This window comes from Jiella sp. M17.18 (assembly GCF_041027365.1).
Lineage (GTDB): Bacteria > Pseudomonadota > Alphaproteobacteria > Rhizobiales > Rhizobiaceae > VKMB-3413.
This window is the reverse complement of the sequence record NZ_JBFTEH010000012.1, coordinates 40,539-58,609: the sequence shown is the minus strand read 5'-3', so window position 1 is coordinate 58,609 and position 18,071 is coordinate 40,539. Positions and strand designations below refer to the sequence as shown.

Below are 18,071 nucleotides of genomic sequence, written 5' to 3'. Positions count from 1 at the left end.
AATGGTTCCTCCCTTTTCGCCGGAGCGCTGCCCGCGGCCCGTTCGAATCCTGTTCGGGCTAAAGTTCACGCTTTCGTGCCTTTTGCCAAGGCGTGAGCAAGCGGTTAAGGAGCGCTTCCAACGAAAGAACAGGAGAATCCCTTGGCGCGAAGCCGGCGGCCGACACGCACGGGACACGACAAGCCGCCGCGGCCGGCCGAGCGGGAGGCACGGTCCGGCGAGAGGCTCGCGGCGGCATCGGCCGGCGGGGCGAGGCGGCCTGCGGACCGGCAGGCGAGCGCGACTGCACCGGCGCAGCGCCTGGATCTGCCGCGTCATACCGGCGCGCGGCCGGCCCTGCAGGGCCCGTCGATCCTGGCGGTGCGCGGCTCCGGCGACTACGAACTCCTCGATTCCGGTGCGGGCGAAAAGCTCGAGCGCTACGGCCCCCTGCGGGTGCGGCGGCCGGAGAACCAGGCGATCTGGCCGCGCCGGCTGCCCGAGGCGGAGTGGGCCGCGTCCGACGCGGAATTCACCGGCGACACCGACGAGGAGGGCACAGGCCGCTGGCGGTTTCCCAGAGAACCGCTCGGCGAGACCTGGCCGCTCGCCTTCGACGGCCTCTCCTATCTCGGCCGCTTCACCTCCTTCCGCCATGTCGGCGTGTTCCCCGAGCAGGCCGCCCACTGGTCTTTCGCGGCCGACGCGATCGGCGGCGCCGGGCGCCCGATCCGGCTCCTCAACCTCTTCGGCTATACCGGCCTCGCCTCGCTGGTCGCCGCGCGGGCGGGCGCGGAGGTGACGCATGTCGACGCCTCCAAGAAGGCGATCGCCTGGGCGCGCGAGAACCAGGAGGTCGCGGGCCTCACCGAGCGCCCGGTGCGCTGGATCTGCGAGGATGCGGTGCGCTATGCCGAGCGCGAGGTGAAGCGCGGCAGCCGCTACGACGCGATCCTGCTCGATCCGCCGAAGTTCGGCCGGGGCCCGAAGGGCGAGGTCTGGCAGTTGTTCGACGATCTGCCCTATCTTGTGGCCCTCACCCGCGAACTGCTCTCCGACCGCCCGCTCTTCGTGATCCTCACCGCCTATTCGATCCGCGCCTCCTTCTACGCGCTCTCCGCCCTGATGGGCGAGGGCTTCCGCGGCCTCGGCGGGCGGCTGGAGGCGGGCGAACTCTTGATCGAGGAATCCGGCGAGGAGCCGCGCCTGTTGTCGACCTCGCTGTTCTGCCGCTGGATCGCCGATGCCTGACCGTCCGCCACCGAAGCCCCCGACCCGTGCACCCGGCCGCGTCAAGGAAGTCACCAGCGCGTCCAACCCGCTGGTCAAGGACATCCGCGCGCTCGCCCAGAAGAAGCACCGCGAGGAGACGGGCCTGTTCCTGGTCGAGGGGCTGAAGCTCGTCATCGACGGGCTCGACGCCGGGTGGGAACTGTCGACCCTGGTCATCGCCAAGGCCGCCTCCGACAACCCGCTGCTCGCCAAGACCGCCGCACGCGCCGTGGCATCCGGTGCGGACGTGATCGAGGCGAGCGCCAAGGTGCTGGAGGCGATCACCCGGCGCGACAACCCCCAGAGCGCCGCCGGCGTCTTCCGTCGCCGCCTCGCCTCGCTCGGCGAGATCGACCTCTCCGGCAAGGCCGTCGCCGTCGTTCTGGACCGCGTGCGCGATCCGGGCAATCTCGGCACCGTCCTGCGCACGGCGGATGCGGCGGGGGCGAGCGGCGTCGTCCTCGTCGGCGACACGGTCGACCCATTCTCGCTGGAAACCGTGCGCGCCACCATGGGATCGATCTTCGCCGTGCCGATCGCCCGCGCGAAGGAGGCCGAGTTTCTGACCTGGCGCAGCCGCATCAAGGGTCTGGTCGTCGGCACCCACATGCGCGGCGAGACCGATTACCGGGCTCCGGACTATGGCGCCCAGCCGGTGCTTCTGATGATGGGCAACGAGCAGGCGGGCCTCTCCGACGCGCTCGCCGAGACGTGCGACGTCCTGGTGCGCATCCCGCAGGCCGGCCGCGCCGACAGCCTCAACCTGGCCGTGGCGACCGGCGTCATGCTGTTCGAAGCCCGCCGTGGAGTCCTTGCCCTATGAGTCGCGGCCTCATCGCGTTCAATCTCGCCACCGTCGCCATCGCCGTCATTCTCGATCAGGCCATCAAGGCGGTGATCGTCGCGACGCTCGGCGTCGGCGATGCGATCCCGATCCTGCCCTTCCTGGCGCTCTTCCACGCGCAGAATACCGGCATCGCCTTTTCGATGTTCGCCGGTCTCGGTGATGTCGGCCTGTCGCTGCTGGCCGCCCTGGTGCTGGCGGTCGTCCTCTATCTCTGGGTCAAGACGCCGGCCAGCCGGCGGCTGACGCATTTCGGCCTCGCCATCATCGTCGGCGGTGCGATCGGCAACCTGATTGACCGCATCCGGCTCGGCTATGTCGTCGACTATGTCTACTTCCACACCCCCGTCTGGGATTTCGCCGTCTTCAACTTCGCCGATGCCTGCATCACCGTCGGCGCGGTGCTGATCCTCCTCGACGAGTTCGTCCTGGCGCCGCGCGGCCGGGCGCGCGCGCATTGACGGGCGGCGGCGCCCGGCCCTCTGCGATCGCGGCACCGGAGGCGGCGGCCTTGAACGAGCGGGCGGCACCACGCAACTTGTCGACGGGAGCGACAACCGGGGAAGACGCGTTGTCGCAACGGGAGGACCGGTGATGGGCGAGACGTTCAAGGCAATTCTGATTTCACGGGACGAGTCGAGGAAGCAGTCGGTCGACGTCGTCGAGATGACGCCGGACGAGCTGATGGACGGCGATGTCGACGTCCGGGTCGAGGCGACCACCGTCAACTACAAGGATGGCCTCGCGATCACCGGCAAGGCGCCCGTCGTGCGGCGCTGGCCGATGATCCCCGGCGTCGATCTCGCGGGGACGGTTGTGCGCTCGACCCATGCCGACTGGAAGGAGGGCGACCGGGTCCTGCTCAACGGCTGGGGCGTCGGCGAGACGCATTACGGCGCCTATGCCGGTCTGGCGCGGCTGAAGGGCGAGTGGCTGGTGCCGCTGCCGCCGCGTTTCAGCCCGAGAGATGCCATGGCCATCGGTACCGCCGGCTATACGGCGATGCTGTCGGTGCTGGCGCTGGAACGGGCCGGTCTGACGCCGGATCGCGGCCCTGTGGTGGTCACCGGCGCGGCGGGCGGCGTCGGCTCCTTCGCCATCGCGCTGCTCGCGCGGCGCGGCTGGCATGTCGTCGCTTCGACAGGCCGCGCTGGCGAAGCCGACTACCTGAAATCGCTCGGCGCGGCGGAGATCATCGACCGCGCCGAACTCGCCGAGCCGGGCAAGCCGCTCGGCAAGGAGCGCTGGGCCGCCGGCGTCGACGCGGTGGGCAGCCACACGCTCGCCAACGTCCTCGCCTCGACACAGTACCACGGCGCCGTCGCGGCCTGCGGCCTGGCGCAGGGCATGGACCTGCCGACGACGGTCGCGCCCTTCATCCTCAGGGGGGTGTCGCTGCTCGGCATCGATTCGGTCATGGCGCCCAAGGCGCAGCGCCTCGACGCCTGGGCGCGGCTCGCCGAGGATCTTCCCGACGAAACGCTCTCGGCCATCGCCTCCGGAATCGGCTTCGACGCCATCATCGACACGGCGCGCGCCATCGTCGACGGCCGCATTCGCGGACGGGTGGTGGTGGACATGCAGTGAACAATCGAGAGGCGGCCTCATTGTCCATTTGACACAAATGCGGGCATACTGGGGCCGTCCAGTCACGAAACCGTTGCCGAATATTCGTAGTTCTTGGCCGGCCACAGATTGTGGCGATGGAGGGTAGAATGGGTGCACAAGGCGTTGAGCAGGGGCAGCCGACGCGTTTGATGCCTGTCACGCGCGACTTCGGCGGCGTCGTCCTGCGTTTCGTGCCGGCAAAGATGCGCCACATGGCGCGCCGCTTCGATCCGACGCTCCCCGCGCTGGGCCGGCTCGGCCAGATGGAGGTGCGGCTCGCGCGCAACGCCGCCGAGGTGAAGGCCGCGCAGCAGCTGCGCTACCGCGTCTTCTACCAGGAAATGGCCGCGCAGCCTTCCAAGCTGCAGAAGATGACGCGGCGCGACCGCGACGGCTTCGACCGCTGGTGCGACCATCTGCTGGTCATCGATCACGGCCTCGGCGGGCCGCTCGCGCGGCGCATCGTCGGCACCTACCGGCTGATGCGGCAGGAGGCGGCGGCGCTGGCCGGCGGCTTCTATACCCAGCAGGAATTCGACATCGCGCCGATGCTCGCCCGCCACCGCGGCAAGCGCTTCCTGGAACTCGGCCGCTCCTGCGTCCTCAAGGAATATCGCGGCAAGCGCACGGTCGAGCTGCTCTGGCAGGGCATCTGGGCCTATGTCCTGATGCACGACATCGACGTCCTGTTCGGCTGCGCCTCGCTCGCGGGAACGGATCCGGAGGCGCTCGCGGTGCCGCTGTCCTTCCTGAAGACCAATGCGCCGGCTCCGGCGGAATGGCAGGTGCGGGCGCACGACCATCGCGGCACCTTCGTCTCCGACTCCGCCGAGAGCGTCGATGCGCGCCGGGCGCTCGCCGTCATGCCGCCGCTCCTCAAGGGATATCTGCGGCTCGGCGGCTATATCGGCGAGGGGGCCGTCGTCGACCATCAGTTCGGCACGACGGACGTCCTCGTCGTGCTGCCGCGGGTGAACATCAAGACCCGTTACATCGACTATTACGGCGCCGACGCCGGCCGCTTCGCCGCCTGATCGGGTCGCCGCTGGCTGGCGCCGGGGGCGAATTCCCGCCAGACCGACACGTAGAGCCGGGCCGTCTGATCCGACAGCGCTGCCGGATCAGACGCTGCCCAGGCGCTTCTGCAGAAGCTTCATCCAGCTCTTCTCGTGCATGTCGCGGCCGAGCGGCAGCGGCCGTTGCGGCGCGCCGTCCGGGCGCGGCATCGAATCGGGGATCCAGCTGTAGCGGTCGGTGATGCCCCAGGCGATCACCGCCTCCGGCGGCTTCCAGGCGAAGACCGCGTCGAGCAGTTCGGAGACCACCTTTTCGGCCCGCTTGTCCTGCGCGGCTGCCGCCGGCGATCCGTTCCGGTCGATGACGTCGAGTTCCGTCACGAGGATGCCGAGGCCGAGCTTGTCGAGCTCGCGGTGGAAGGCGAGGATCGCATCGCCGTCGATCCGGTGATCGTCGGTATAAAGATGCCCCTGCATGCCGACGGCATCGACCCTGACGTTGTGGTCCTGCAATTGCCGGACGATGGAGAGAATGACGGCGCGCTTGGCATCGAATTCCGGGCCGGCATATTCGAGGTCGTAGTCGTTGATCACCAGCCGCGCGGAAGGATCGGCATTGGCGGTCGCCTTGAAGGCGATCGGGATGTGGCGCGGCCCGAGCTTCTGCATCCAGACGGTGTCGCGCAGAGAACGCCCGTCGTAGATCGGGTCGTTGGCGGCGACCTCGTTGACGACGTCCCAGCTGCGCAGGCGGCCCTTGTAGCGGTCGGTCACCGTCTCGATGTGCTGGACGAGCGCCGCCTCGGCCTCGGCCGGCGTTTCGAGTGCCGCCACCCAGTCCGGCGTCGAGTTCCACCAGACATGGCAGGTGCCGCGGCTCAGCCGGCCGTGGCTCCTGGCGAAGTCGACGAGCTTGTCGGCCGGCTCGAAGTTCCATTCGCCCCGCTGCGGCTGGATCTGCCCGAACTTCAGCTCGTTCATCGGCATGATCAGGTCGCAATAGGTCAGGAAGGCCTGCCGGTAGGCGGGGTCCTTGTCGATATACTCGGCCTGGATCGCGCCGCCGAAGGGCACAGCGTGCCTGGCGCGGGCACCGGTCGCGGCGCCGGCCGCCCGGGGAGAAAGGGCGAGGCCGGCCCCTGCAGCGAGGAACGAACGACGCGTTAAGGTTCTCGCGCTATCTGATGGGTTCACGTGACGCCCGGACGTGCCGGCGAGGCGGTCCGGACGGGCCGGCGGAAACAGGGTGGGACGATTACCGTATTCGGTCGTCATCAGCCGCCTTCTCCTCGGGATCATGGCCATGCCGCAGACCGCATTCTGGATCGAAAGGCTTAAGGGCAACCTAAGCGTGATCCGCGATTACGCATCGCTGCTCGGCGGCTCGGCCGGCCGGCTGGTCCTCTCGCTCGCCTATTTCGTCTGCGTCGCCAACAGCCTGTCGGTCGGCGATTTCGGCCTGTTCGCCACCGCCTCGGCGACCGGCGTCGTCCTGTCGCGCATCGCCGGCTTCGGCTTCGTCTCGCCGCTGTATCGCATCGCCACCGCCCGCCGCCGCCTGGTTGGCGCCTACACGACCGGGTTCCTCCTCGCGCTCGCGGCATCGCTGCCGGTCGTCGCGATCGCGGCCGCCGGCTTCTACTACGCCTTCTTCGCGTCCGACATGCCGGTGCCGGCCTATGTCATGATCGTCGCAGCCGAGGTCCTGTGCTGGCGCACGCTCGAGGTCGTCGTCATCGTCAACAACGGCCTCGGCCGCTTCCTGCAGGGCGCGATCATCGTCATCGCCGGCTCGGCCTTCCGCGCCTGCGCGGCGATCTCCTTCGCCTTCTTCGGCAACGACACGCTGACCCTCTGGGCCTTCGCCTATCTCGTTGCCAACGCGGTCGCGGCGCTGGCCGCGATTCTCGTCTACTATCCGCGCCAGCGGCTGCGCTTCACGCCGCATCTTTACGCCGCACGCTGGCGCGACAGCGCCTCGGTGGCCGGGGCCGAGATCATTTTCTATCTTCAGTCCGAGCTCGACAAGCTGCTGGTCCTGTCGCTCGGCGGTCCCCAGACGGCCGGCATCTACGCCATCCTGATGCGGCTGATCGACCTGACGGCGCTGCCGATCCGGTCCTTCAACACCATGATCGTCCAGAAGCTGATGAGGGCGCCGCAGTGGCTGGCCACCTGGCGCATGCGCTGGGGCTTCGAGCTGGGCGTCGCGCTCGTTTCGACCGCCGGGCTCGCCTTCCTCGGCGGCGTCCTGCACGTCTTCCCGCGCGCGCTCGGCAACAACGTGGCGGATGCCGCGCCGCTGGTGCTGGTGCCGCTGCTCGTGCCGGCCTTCCGCAATCTCGTCGAATACGAGAGCGAACTCCTCTATGCGCGCGGCAAGACGACGCTCCGGGCGCTGATCCTGGCGATCGTCGGGCTGATCAAGGCGGGGCTGATGGTCGTCCTGTTCCGGGCGATCCCCGGCGGCACCAACTGGATCCTCGGCCTCAACGGCCTGTTCCTGACGCTGTGGATCGTCTCGGCGGCATCGACCTATGCCGCGCTCGACTGGTCGCGCGCCAGGACGCGGAGCGCGCCGGAGCCGTTCAGCCCAGTCCCGCAGCCCGGCGAATGAGGGCAGGGTCGGTCGCGGTGAAGGACTGGATGCCGGCCGCCACCTGATGCGGCGCCAGCGTCGCCGCGAAATCTTTGAGCGCGTCGGCGCCCATCGCCGCGCCGAACCAGTACATCTGGCACAGCGACACATCGCTCGGCACATGCCAGTCCGGCCGGTTCTCGACCTCGTCGACGAAGCGGCCATAGATCGTGCATTCCGACAGGCTGCGGGTCCCCGCCAGCACCGACATCCAGCGCCGACCCGCCGTCTGCTCGATGTGACGCACCATGGCGCGGACGGTGTCGCCGCGCCAGGCGATCAGCGTCGCGATGTAGCCGACATCGGTCGTGGCCGGCGCGGTGATGCCGAGGATCTGGCCGGTCTTCTTCGACCAGCGGCGGTGTTCCTCCCGCCGCATCGGGTCGAGCCGCGGGATCGCGCCCGGCGCGCGGTAGAACCTGACGCGGCCGTCTTCGACGAACCAGGAGACGTCGAAGTCCCGGAAGAACACGACGTCCGAATCAATGGAGATCATCACCTCTTCCGGCATCGCCGCGGCGAGCGCGATGCGGCGGAGCTGCTGGACATGCCAGCCCCGTAGCGGCGGGCCCTTAGGGGAGAGCCAGATCCGCCGGCGCCCGCGCGAGAGCGGATCGGGAAAGGGCCTCAGCCAGACGGGCAGGAGTTCGCGCTCGTCGATGATTTCCCGTCGGGGACCCGCCAGGCCGCGAAACAGCGGGACATCGGCGGCTTCGACCAGGATCAGATGCCGCGTGTGGCCCGTGACGCGACGATCGATGCTTTCGCAGAGCAGGCGGCAGCGTTCGAGGTCGCCGCGATAGCTCGCGGTTGCGATAGCCGACTGCACCCTGGTCCGTCTCCCCTTGCCGCTGGCCGTTTGCCATTCCCTTGCTAGAGCCGATGACGCAAAAACGGGAGCGTCATTCTGAGCGCCCGCCGAATTCCCCGACGCCGCACGGTCACGTCGCCGTGAACTAGCTCCCGGTGCAGCGACTGAAGCGCTCGCGCAGGATGCCGAGCAGGAACTTTGGGTTCCCCAGGATGTAGCGCCGCCAGAGCCGGCCGGGCTCCAGCGCCAGCCGCCACACCCATTCGATTCGCAGGGCCCGGATGGGCTTGGGTGCCCGCACCACCTCGCCGGCGAGGAAATCGAGCAGCGCGCCGACGCCGATGAACAGGCGTCCGTGGGCCGAGGTCAGGTGCTCGGCGATGAAGCGCTCCTGCGCGGGGACGCCGAGCGCCACGATGACGATGTCGGTCCCGGCGGCTGCGAGCCGCGCGAGAACCTCGTCCCGCCCGTCCGCGCCGAAATAGCCGTCGGAGACGGCGATGTAGCGGTGTGCAGGGATGTCGCGCGCCAGCCGCCCGGCAGCCCGCTCGGCGACGCCCGGCGCGGCCCCGATGAGCGCGACGCGCAGCGGGCGCCGCTGCAGCGCGGACAGCAGGCGCGGCACGAAATCGGTGCCGTTGAGGTTCTCGCGGAAGGGCGCGCCGTGGAGCAGTTTGCCGGCGATGTCGACGCCGACCCCGTCCGGCAGAAGTAGGAACCGCTTCAGGGCGGCGTGGTAGTCCGGGTCCTTGCGCGCGACATTGACGCAATGGGCGTTGACGAAGGCGAGGCGGGTGACCCGCCCTGCGGCCAGTGCGGCGGAAAGCTCCGCGATGACCGTCCCGCCGTCGGTATCCGCAATCCTGATCCCGGCGATCAGGCGACTGCCGGCAGGCAGGCACGCCCCGGCTGCCGCACTCGTCTCGGGGCCGGCCTCCGCCCGCATCATCCCTGCCTCGCCGGGCGGGCCAGCGTCATCTCTGCGGACGGCGCAGGTCTCGAGCCGCCGGCAGACTGCAGCGCGCGATGATCCGCATAGCGCGCCTCGGCGGCGAAGCGATCGAGCCCCGCCCGGATCGCGGCGTCCAGCGCCTGCCGTTGCGACGCGGCAAAGGCGCTGCCGTCGATGCGGTCGACGCGGCTCTCCCGTTCGGCGGCGACGAGATCGACAAGGGCGGCCGCGAAGGCCTCCGGCTCGTCGGCGACGCGGATGTTTGCGGGAAGCGCCGAAATCCCGCGCATGGCGAGCGTCGTCGCGACGGCGGGCAGCCCCTCTTCGAGCGTCTCGATCGTCTTCAGCTGCACGCCGGTCCCGGCCTTCGTCGCGAGCGCCACGACGCGCGAGGCCCGCACGAATGCCTGCGCGTCGTCAACGCGCCCGAGGAACCGGACGTTGGCGGGCGCCGCGGGGGCCGGGCCGTCGATCCGGCCGGCAATCGCGATGCTCATGTCCGCGGGAAGACGAGGCGCGACAGCCTGGACGAACCAGTCGAGGCCGACGCGGTTCGGCGCCCAGCTCCAGGTCCCGATCAGGCCGACGTCATGGCTCCGAACGCCATCGTCCGGCGACGCGGTCTGCCCGATCGTCAGAGCGAGGGGCAGGCATTTCTCCGCGCCGGAGAGGCCGAGGCCCTGGTTGTCGTCCGGGTTCAGCGTGTGGACGACGAGCGCGTCGCGGCAGACCGCCTCCTCGGCGCGGCGCAGGAGCGCCGACTCGCGCCGGTAGAGCAGGCGGGTGAAGCGGCTTCTTGCGTTCTTGGCGTTTTCGGCCGCGGAGCGATGCTCGACATTGTGCGCGATGAAAATCGTCGGAAAGTCGCGGGCGAGGCCGGGATAGGCGGCCGGCATCTGGATCGAGTTGAGGATCAGCCCGTCGATGGACCCTGCCTCGGCGAGACGCGCCGCGAGGCCGTCTTCGTGGAAGCGCGCGACCTTGGCCGCGGAGACTGGCCGACCGCCGGCCAGGGCTTCCACGAGCCAACGCGCCTTTTGCGCGCGGCTCGCACCGGCGTTCTCGATCGCGAGCTCCCCGAGCGAGATGGCGTCGCGGGGGATGCGGGCGCCGGGCCGACGGAATCCGGCAAAGGTCAGCCGCACGCCCTGCCGCCGATAGGCTTCCACAATCGCGCGGTTGGCGATCTCGTAGCCGGTGGACGGGCTGTCGTCCGGCAGAAGCGAGGACAGGAAGAGAAGATGCATGTTCGGACCGGATACCGACTTGCGCGCCGCTGCATCATGCCGCCAAGCCGTTGACGCGGACCTAACGACAGTGGGGAAATCCGATACGAGCAACAGGACGGACGAAACCAAGGCCTCGAGACCGTCCCGCCGGGTCGGTCTACCCGACGCGAGATTTGCGCGCGGACCGCAGGACAACGGGTGGGGGATCGGCGGCGGATCGCCGCAGATGAGACGATGCCCCGGTAGCGCTTGACCGCGACGGGCAGGGCCGCACCGCTCCAGGACGAGTCCAGGGCTCGATCGACGCGGGCGAGAGAATCTTCACCTTTCTCTGCTTTGGTCCGAACGCGCTCTGCCGCCGCCTGAGGAACGGTCATGACCGACCCCATCACGATTGCCTGCGTGTCGCCCGGCCTCGATGTCCAGCGTTTCGAAGCTGTGGTGACGCTGCCGACCTTCCGGCGGCCGGAGCATCTCCTCTTGACGCTCAGCTCGCTGCGCGACCAGAAGACCGACCGACCGTTCGCAGTGATCGTCATGGAGAACGACGCCGGGGGACGGGCCGGGCTTGCAGCCGCCGCCCCGCTGTTCGAAGGCGGCGCGTTGCAGGGCCTCGTGCTGATCGCGCACGAGCGGGGCAATTGCGCGGCCTATAACGCCGGCTGGACGACGGCGCTGGAGCGATTTCCGGCCATGCGCAACCTCCTCGTCATCGACGACGACGAGGTCGCGCACGAGGAGTGGGTGGAGCGGATGTGCCGCACCGCCACGGAACTCGGCGTCGATCTGGTGGGAGGCCCGCAACTGCCGCGCTTCGAGCCGGATGCGAAGGCAGGCTTCGGTCGGCATCCGGTGTTCACCCCGCATTACCACGCCACCTCCGCCGTCCCGATCCTGTTCTCGTCGGGCAACGTCCTGATCACCCGCAGGGTGCTGGAGACGATGGGCGCGCCGTTCCTCGACACCGCCTTCAACTTCGTCGGCGGCGGCGACAGCGACTTCTATTCCCGCTGCCGGGAGAAGGGGTTCAGCTTCGGCTGGTGCGCCGAGGCGCCGGTCTACGAGACGGTGCCGGCGCGGCGCACCGAATTCTCCTGGCTCAACGCCCGGAGCCTGCGCAACGGCGCGCTCTCGACGATGATCGAGGCGCGCCGCAGAGGCGGGCCGAACGCGCGGGCGCGGAGGCTCGCCAAGAGCGCCGCGCTTCTCGCCGCCTCGCCGCTGCGCTCGCTGGCGCTCGGGGTGAAGACTCGCTCGGCGGTGATCGGGCTCTACCACGTTCAGGTCGCGCTCGGCCGCTTCTTCGGTGAATTCGGACAGGTCAATGAACAGTATCGCCGCCCCGAACAGAACTGACGGCGGCGCATTCACCGGGCCGGACGCCCGGATCGATCTCGTCCGACTGCTGCTGGCGGCGGCGGTGATCGCGGCGCTCGTCATCACCTTCACGCCGTTCACGGTCACCTTCAACGGCAATACCGACAACGGCAACGTCATCAATCAGCTGGGCTATTCCGGCCTGGCGGCGATCGTTCTGGCGGGGCACGTCCTCTTCACCGACCGCTTCGTCCTGATGTCGCTGATGCGCCCGACCTGGATGCTGATGCTGGGATGGCTGACCGCCAGCGCCCTCTGGGCGCCGGATCCCGAGAACGCCTTCCGCTCGGGCCTGTTCACCGTGCTCGCCATGGTCTCGGTGAGCGGGTTTCTCTGCTTTCCGCGCAATCCCAGGCACTTCCGGATCGCCCTGACGATCGGCGTGCTCGCCGCCGTGCTCCTGTGCTATTTCGGCGTCATCGCCCTGCCGGGCCTCGCCATCGACGACGGCTCCGACGAGGGCGGCGCCCATCTCGGCATGTGGCGCGGCATCTACTCGCACAAGAACATCGCCGGCGCGGTCATGGGCGCCTTCTTCTTCTGCGGCGTCTATCTCTGGCGGTGCGGCGACCGCATGATGGGGCTGGCAGTCGCCGCCCTCACAGCCGTCTTCGTCCTCAAGACGGGGTCGAAGACCTCGACGCTGCTGCTGCCGATCGTCGCGATCATGATCGTCTTCCTGCGGCTGATCGCCGGCCGGAGGCTTCTTGCGATCGGCATCGCGGCGATGCTGGTGGTGATGGGCCTCTTGACGGTCGGAACGGTGCTATCTCCGGCCCTCAACGACATCCTGCAGGCGATCGTGCCCGGCACGACCTTCACCGGCCGAATGGACCTGTGGCGCTTCGCGCTGGAAGTGTTCCGCGGCCACGAATGGACCGGTTTCGGTCTCAACAGCTTTTGGCAGACGCCGGTGGTCGGAGGCACGGAGAAGAACTTCGAGCTGTCATGGGATCCCCGCGGCAGCCCGAACGCCCATAACGGCTATCTGGACCTCGCGATTTCGCTGGGCTGGCCGGGTCTCGGCTTCGCCCTTCTGGTGCTCGTCGTCATGCCGCTCCTCGACTATCAGAAGGTCGGCCGGGACGACGAGAGCCGGCGGCTGGGCGACCTCTTCCTGATGATCCTCACCTATCTGCTGCTCGGCTCCTTTCTCGAGACCTTCCTGTTCGAGCGGGCCAATCCGATCTGGATGCTGGTGTGGATGTCGGTCGCGGGGCTGCGGCTGCTGGCCGCCAACAACGTTCGGGGCGCGGCCGCGCCGGCGCCGGACTGAGACCCAGTGGCCCAGCGCTCTCTCGGCCTCTCGACCCGCTCAGGCCGGCGCCTGTTCCCGTCGTCCGCTGGCGCGGGTGCGCCGTTCCGCCAGCCGGCGGCCGAGGTCGATGCCCGGCGCCTCGATGAAGCGATAGGTGAGGGCGCTCATCGCCAGCGTTCCGGCGACGATGATCCCCAATGCAAGCAGCGCCTGTGCGTCGTTCGCGCCGATCAGTCGCTTGCCGTCCGCCGCATGCGAGAAGAACGCATCGCCGAACCGGTTCTGAAGCACCGTCGCGACATTCTCGGCCCGCGAGAGGATGAAGGCGTGGGTCATGTAGATGGAATAGGAGACGGTGCCGAGAAAGGCGATCGGCCGTGACGTCAGCAGCCGGCTGACATGGCCGCCTTCATGCGCGAAGACATAGAGCGCATAGCCGAACACGAAGGGCGCGCCGAGCGCCAGAACGGAGCTGCCGAGTTCGGCGACGAACATGCCGACCATCGCCACCGCCGACAGCTCCGCAGCCGTCCAGGCGAGGCTCGCGCCTGGCAGCTGGCCGTTCATCCGTCCCGTCCACAGGCGGCGGCGGATAAGTGAGCCGAGCGAGAAGCCGACGAGGCAGCGGAGCCAGCCGAGGTGAAACGTCGTGTCGATCGTGCCGTCCATCCGCAGGATCGCGGCCAGGCCGAGCGGGATCACCAGCGCGGCCAGCGGGACGAGCAGCCGCGGCCGGACGACCACGACGAGCCCGAACAGCGCATAGGCGACGAGTTCGGCCGAGATGCTCCAGCTCGGATAGTTCCAGCTGAGCGTATCCAGGAAGCCGAGCGCCTGCGTCATCAGGAGGTTGTGGACGAGTTCCACCGGCGTCGCGCCGGCCTGGAAGGCCGCGCCCGGTCCGCGGGTGACGAGGAGCAGGCACTCGAAGGCCACGAACAGGGCCAGCATGAAGAGATGCAGGGGATAGACCCGGAAGAGCCGCGCCACGAAGAAGCGGCCGAAATCGCGCTCGTTCGCGAGGCGCTTGTAAAAGGCGTGGGTGATGACGAAGCCGGAGAGGACGAAGAAGAAATCGACGAACAGGAAGGCGTGCCGGAAGAACGGGCTCGTATGGACGATCCCGGCGACCGGGGCATGGAAGCAGACGATCAGGAGCGCGCAGACCCCGCGCCAGCCGTCGAGCGCCTGGAACCGGACGGGCAAATGGCGATGCTGGCTTCCGGGGGCCGGGGTGTTGGACATTGATCCTCCAGGAGCCCGAGAGATGAGCGCTTCGATGGACAGGATACGCGGATCCAGCGCCCATTATGCGCAAGGAGCGTAAACCGATCCTTCCGGCATCGGATCGATTTCGAATCGCCGCTGCGCAGCGGGCGCATCACGCGCCGCGCGCTTGCGTTCGCAGCCGCGCCACCTACTTGCGTCGCCTGGACCAACCTTGCCGAGAAAGAGATCCGTTCGAGATGGACCGCCTGCGCCTTCTTGCCGTCGACCCCGACGACCTCGCGATCATCTCGGCGCATTGCCAGGACGCCACCGTCAAGGTGAAGGACCTGATCTTCCGGCAGCGCGAGAAGCAGTTCGTGCTGGAGATGAACCGCTTCGTCTGGGAGGGCGCGGTCCGCAAGTCGCGCTTCCCGCTGTTCCGCCGGCGCGAATTCGAGCGGCGACGGGCGATCCTGCATTTCGACCGTGTCCTTCGCGCGCAGCGGTTCGGCTTCGAGGCGACGGCCGAGGACCAGGTGCTCGTTCTCCTGGCGATCCGGTTCACCGGGACGGAGGCGCCGTCCGGCGTCGTCGAACTTGTCTTTGCCGGCGGCGCCGCGATAAGGCTCGACGTCGAGGTGGTCGAGGCGCAGCTTGCCGATGTCGGCGGCGCCTGGAGCACGACGGCGCTGCCGGATCACGAGCGGCCGGATCGCTGAGGCATCGCCTCCGGTCATCGTGCGAGGCAGGCGACGGCTCGACGGACCTGACCAGGGAGAGGATTCGGCATCGTGCCAAGGCGGCTGACGACGGCGGACGACGCGTTCGAGACGGAATTCCAGGCGCTGCTCGGCGCCAAGCGCGAAGCGGCGGCGGATGTCGACGCGGCGGTTCGCGCGATCGTCGCGCGGGTGCGCGAGGAGGGGGACGCGGCCGTCATCGAGCTGACGGCGAGGTTCGACCGGCTGGAGCTGACGCCGGCGACGATGCGGGTGTCGCAGGGCGAGATCGACGCCGCCTACGACGCGACGCCGCCGGAGACGCTCGACGCGCTGAGGCTCGCGCATGACCGCATCCATGCGCACCACGCTCGCCAGAAGCCGCAGGACGACCGCTATGTCGACACCGCCGGCGTCGAGCTCGGCAGCCGCTGGACGGCGGTCGAATCCGTCGGCCTCTATGTTCCCGGCGGCACGGCGAGCTATCCGTCCTCGGTGCTGATGAACGCCGTTCCCGCCAAGGTGGCCGGGGTCGAGCGGATCGCCATGGCCGTGCCGGCGATGCGCGGTGAGTTGAACCCGCTGGTGCTGGCCGCCGCCAAGCTGTGCGGCGTCTCCGAGATCTACCGCATCGGCGGCGCACAGGCGGTGGCGGCCTTCGCCTACGGCACGCAGACCATCGCTCCGGTCGCCAAGATCACCGGCCCCGGCAACGCCTATGTCGCGGCCGCCAAGCGTCAGGTCTTCGGCACGGTCGGCATCGACATGATCGCCGGCCCGTCGGAGATCCTCGTCATCGCCGACGGCGACAACGATCCGGACTGGATCGCGGCCGACCTCCTCAGCCAGGCCGAGCACGACGAAGCGGCCCAGTCGATCCTGATCACCGACGATGCCGCCTTCGCCGACCGGGCGGCGGACGCCGTCGAGCGGCAGCTGGCGCAGCTGTCCCGCGCCGAGACGGCCGCGGCGAGCTGGCGCGACCACGGCGCGATCATCCGCGTCGCCTCTCTGGAAGAGGCGCCGGCGCTGTCCGACCGGATCGCGCCGGAGCATCTGGAACTCGCCGTCGAGGAGCCCGAGCCTCTGCTCGCCAGGCTGCGCAACGCCGGCGCCGTCTTCCTCGGCCGCTATACGCCGGAGGTGATCGGCGACTATGTCGGCGGCTCGAACCACGTCCTGCCGACGGCGCGCTCGGCGCGCTTTTCCTCCGGTCTCTCGGTTCTCGATTTCGTCAAGCGCACCTCGATCCTGAAGCTCGGGCCCGAGCAGCTGCGCGCGCTGGGCCCGGCGGCGATCGAGCTGGCGCGGGTCGAGGGGCTCGACGCGCATGGCCGGTCGGTGGCGATCCGGCTCAATCTCTGAAAGGCGAGGGGGATGGCCGAAGAGAGCGGACAGGCCGGCGGCCGCCTCGTCGACGTCGAGCTCGACGAGACGATCGGCCGCGCGACGCCGGACATCGAGCACGAGCGCGCCGTCGCGATCTTCGACCTCATCGAGGAGAATGTCTTCGATCCCGTCGGCGCCCCGCCGGGCGGCCGGTTCAAGCTCAAGCTGTCGCTCGCCGACAAGCGGCTGGTCTTCGACATCTCGTCCGAAGACGGCACGCCCCTCGTCCGGCACATCCTGTCGCTGACGCCGTTCCGGCGGGTGATCAAGGACTATTTCATGATCTGCGACAGCTATTACGAGGCGATCCGGTCCGCCACGCCGCAGAAGATCGAGGCGATCGACATGGGCCGCCGCGGCATCCACAATGACGGGTCGCGGACGCTGATGGAGCGCCTGGAGGGCAAGATCGCGGTCGATCTCGACACCGCCCGCCGCCTCTTCACGCTGATCTGCGTCCTCCACTGGCGGAGCTGAGCGGGCGATGGCGCGGGCACCGGCCGGAACTGTCGCCGCTGCGGAGGGCCGTGTCGCCGTCCCTCGGGTGGCGCGGCCGGCGAGGCGCGTGAAATGAACGCTGCGGACGCTTCAGGCCCGGTACCCCGACTTGGCTCCGTCCTGTTCCTGTGCGGGATGAACGCGATCCGCTCGCCGATGGCCGAGGCGATCGCGCGCGCGATGCTGCCCGCGTCGATCTACATCGCCTCCGCCGGCGTGCGCACCGGCCAGCGCGATCCGTTCGTGGACACCGTCCTTCGGGAGCACGGGCTCGATCTCGGCGAGCGCCGGCCGCAGCGCTACGAGGACCTCGCCGACGGCTATTTCGACCTGATCGTCACCATGGCGCCGGAAGCCCATCATGCGGCGCTGGATGCGACCGGCACCAGTTCGGTGGAGGTCGAGTTCTGGCCGATGCCGGATCCCTCCGCCACGGAGGGCACGCGCGAGCAGATCCTCGATGCCTATCGCGACGTCTATGCCCGGATCGAGCGGCAGATCCGTGAGAGGCTGCTGCCGTCAGCCCGCTGACGCCTCTCCTCAGGCGCAGAGGCCGAGGATCTCCGCCTTCAGCTCGTCCAGCCCGACGCCCTTTTCGGACGACGTCGCGATCAGGCTCGGAAAGGCGGCCGGCCGCCGCCTGATCGCCTCCAGCGTCGCCTCGGCGAGCTTCGGCACGGCCGGCGCCTTAATCTTGTCGGTCTTGGTGAGGACGATCTGGTAGGACATCGCCGCCTTGTCGAGGAGATCCATCACCTCGGCGTCGTTCGCCTTGATCCCGTGCCGCGCGTCGATGAGCACGAACACCCGCTTCAGGCTGGTGCGGCCGCGCAGATAGTCGAAGACCAGCCGCGTCCAGGCGTCCACCTGCTCCTTCGGCGCCTGTGCATAGCCGTAGCCGGGCATGTCGACGAGGGCGATCGGCGGCAGGCCGGCGGCGGGATCGCCGTAGCCGTCGGGAACGAAGAAGTTCAGCTCCTGCGTCCGGCCCGGCGTGTTGGAGGTGCGCGCGAGCCCCTTCTGGCGCAGCAGCGCGTTGATCAGCGAGGACTTGCCGACGTTCGAGCGACCGGCGAAGGCGACCTCCGGCGGCCCTTCCGGCGGCAGGAATTTCAGCGCCGGCACGCCGCGCACGAACACCCACGGCTTTTCGAAGAAGCGGCGGTCGGCCACGCCGGGGGCCGCAACTGCGGATGTCGCGGAAGAATTCGTGTCGGTCATGCCGTCTCCATGGGTCGCGCGGGCAGCGGGAGGCCTCTCCATATCAAAAGA

18 protein-coding genes are annotated in these 18,071 nt (G+C 69.0%); 12 read left to right on the top strand and 6 right to left on the bottom strand.

Translation table 11 applies throughout. The annotated features are described in order from the left end of the window. Positions 1-141 precede the first annotated feature (141 nt). From AB5S17_RS19415 to AB5S17_RS19395, 5 genes are all read left to right on the top strand, one after another. Positions 142-1,230: a class I SAM-dependent methyltransferase gene (locus AB5S17_RS19415; protein WP_369242478.1), complete on the top strand. Its 1,089-nt coding sequence runs from the start codon at positions 142-144 to the stop codon at positions 1,228-1,230. Further along, positions 1,223-2,074, top strand: coding sequence for a TrmH family RNA methyltransferase (locus tag AB5S17_RS19410; protein ID WP_369242476.1), 852 nt, complete (start codon positions 1,223-1,225; stop codon positions 2,072-2,074). Before AB5S17_RS19415 ends, AB5S17_RS19410 begins: the two co-directional genes overlap by 8 nt. Then, positions 2,071-2,556: a signal peptidase II gene (gene lspA, locus AB5S17_RS19405; RefSeq protein ID WP_369242474.1), complete on the top strand. Its 486-nt coding sequence runs from the start codon at positions 2,071-2,073 to the stop codon at positions 2,554-2,556. The genes AB5S17_RS19410 and lspA overlap by 4 nt, the downstream gene beginning before the upstream one ends. Before the next feature lie 133 nt (positions 2,557-2,689). Next, positions 2,690-3,682 carry an MDR family oxidoreductase gene (locus AB5S17_RS19400; RefSeq protein WP_369242472.1) on the top strand — a complete coding sequence of 331 codons (993 nt, stop codon included), beginning with the start codon at positions 2,690-2,692 and terminating at the stop codon, positions 3,680-3,682. Positions 3,683-3,852: 170 nt separating this feature from the next. Beyond that, positions 3,853-4,737, top strand: a complete 885-nt coding sequence (locus AB5S17_RS19395) for a GNAT family N-acetyltransferase (RefSeq protein ID WP_369242470.1) — start codon at positions 3,853-3,855, stop codon at positions 4,735-4,737. 87 nt (positions 4,738-4,824) lie between these two features. On the opposite strand, the gene AB5S17_RS19390 is transcribed toward AB5S17_RS19395, so the two are convergent. Then, entirely contained in the window at positions 4,825-5,793 is a 969-nt protein-coding gene (locus AB5S17_RS19390; protein ID WP_369242468.1) for an endo-1,4-beta-xylanase, read from the bottom strand. Positions 5,794-6,022: 229 nt separating this feature from the next. Here AB5S17_RS19390 and AB5S17_RS19385 point away from each other — a divergent pair, with 229 nt between their 5' ends. Then, positions 6,023-7,336 (top strand): lipopolysaccharide biosynthesis protein, encoded by a 1,314-nt coding sequence (locus AB5S17_RS19385; RefSeq protein WP_369242466.1) that lies wholly within the window; start codon positions 6,023-6,025, stop codon positions 7,334-7,336. On the opposite strand, the gene AB5S17_RS19380 is transcribed toward AB5S17_RS19385, so the two are convergent. The 3 genes from AB5S17_RS19380 to AB5S17_RS19370 form a co-directional block, all read right to left on the bottom strand. Beyond that, positions 7,308-8,186 carry a DUF6492 family protein gene (locus AB5S17_RS19380; protein WP_369242464.1) on the bottom strand — a complete coding sequence of 293 codons (879 nt, stop codon included), beginning with the start codon at positions 8,184-8,186 and terminating at the stop codon, positions 7,308-7,310. The two genes, AB5S17_RS19385 and AB5S17_RS19380, sit on opposite strands and share 29 nt — an antisense overlap. Before the next feature lie 127 nt (positions 8,187-8,313). Beyond that, positions 8,314-9,117: a WecB/TagA/CpsF family glycosyltransferase gene (locus AB5S17_RS19375; RefSeq protein WP_369242462.1), complete on the bottom strand. Its 804-nt coding sequence runs from the start codon at positions 9,115-9,117 to the stop codon at positions 8,314-8,316. Further along, entirely contained in the window at positions 9,114-10,367 is a 1,254-nt protein-coding gene (locus AB5S17_RS19370) for a glycosyltransferase family 4 protein (protein WP_369242460.1), read from the bottom strand. Before AB5S17_RS19370 ends, AB5S17_RS19375 begins: the two co-directional genes overlap by 4 nt. 357 nt (positions 10,368-10,724) lie before the next feature. Between AB5S17_RS19370 and AB5S17_RS19365 the strand changes: the two genes are divergently transcribed. Together AB5S17_RS19365 and AB5S17_RS19360 are read left to right on the top strand one after the other, a co-directional pair. Then, on the top strand, positions 10,725-11,705 hold the full coding sequence (locus AB5S17_RS19365; RefSeq protein ID WP_369242458.1) for a glycosyltransferase family 2 protein: 981 nt from the start codon (positions 10,725-10,727) through the stop codon (positions 11,703-11,705). After that, on the top strand, positions 11,674-13,002 hold the full coding sequence (locus AB5S17_RS19360) for an O-antigen ligase family protein (protein ID WP_369242456.1): 1,329 nt from the start codon (positions 11,674-11,676) through the stop codon (positions 13,000-13,002). The genes AB5S17_RS19365 and AB5S17_RS19360 overlap by 32 nt, the downstream gene beginning before the upstream one ends. 39 nt (positions 13,003-13,041) lie before the next feature. Here the strand turns inward: AB5S17_RS19360 and AB5S17_RS19355 are convergent, their stop codons facing one another. Further along, on the bottom strand, positions 13,042-14,229 hold the full coding sequence (locus AB5S17_RS19355; protein ID WP_369242454.1) for an acyltransferase family protein: 1,188 nt from the start codon (positions 14,227-14,229) through the stop codon (positions 13,042-13,044). Positions 14,230-14,450: 221 nt separating this feature from the next. Between AB5S17_RS19355 and AB5S17_RS19350 the strand changes: the two genes are divergently transcribed. From AB5S17_RS19350 to AB5S17_RS19335, 4 genes are all read left to right on the top strand, one after another. Then, positions 14,451-14,912: a DUF2948 family protein gene (locus AB5S17_RS19350; RefSeq protein ID WP_369242452.1), complete on the top strand. Its 462-nt coding sequence runs from the start codon at positions 14,451-14,453 to the stop codon at positions 14,910-14,912. A gap of 84 nt (positions 14,913-14,996) precedes the next feature. After that, on the top strand, positions 14,997-16,277 hold the full coding sequence (hisD, locus tag AB5S17_RS19345; protein WP_369242678.1) for a histidinol dehydrogenase: 1,281 nt from the start codon (positions 14,997-14,999) through the stop codon (positions 16,275-16,277). A gap of 12 nt (positions 16,278-16,289) precedes the next feature. Then, on the top strand, positions 16,290-16,778 hold the full coding sequence (locus tag AB5S17_RS19340) for a UPF0262 family protein (protein WP_369242450.1): 489 nt from the start codon (positions 16,290-16,292) through the stop codon (positions 16,776-16,778). Positions 16,779-16,871: 93 nt separating this feature from the next. Then, positions 16,872-17,330 carry a low molecular weight phosphatase family protein gene (locus AB5S17_RS19335; protein ID WP_369242448.1) on the top strand — a complete coding sequence of 153 codons (459 nt, stop codon included), beginning with the start codon at positions 16,872-16,874 and terminating at the stop codon, positions 17,328-17,330. A gap of 9 nt (positions 17,331-17,339) precedes the next feature. Here AB5S17_RS19335 and yihA read toward each other — a convergent pair whose 3' ends face one another. Continuing rightward, positions 17,340-18,020 (bottom strand): ribosome biogenesis GTP-binding protein YihA/YsxC, encoded by a 681-nt coding sequence (gene yihA, locus AB5S17_RS19330; RefSeq protein ID WP_369242446.1) that lies wholly within the window; start codon positions 18,018-18,020, stop codon positions 17,340-17,342. Positions 18,021-18,071 lie beyond the last annotated feature (51 nt).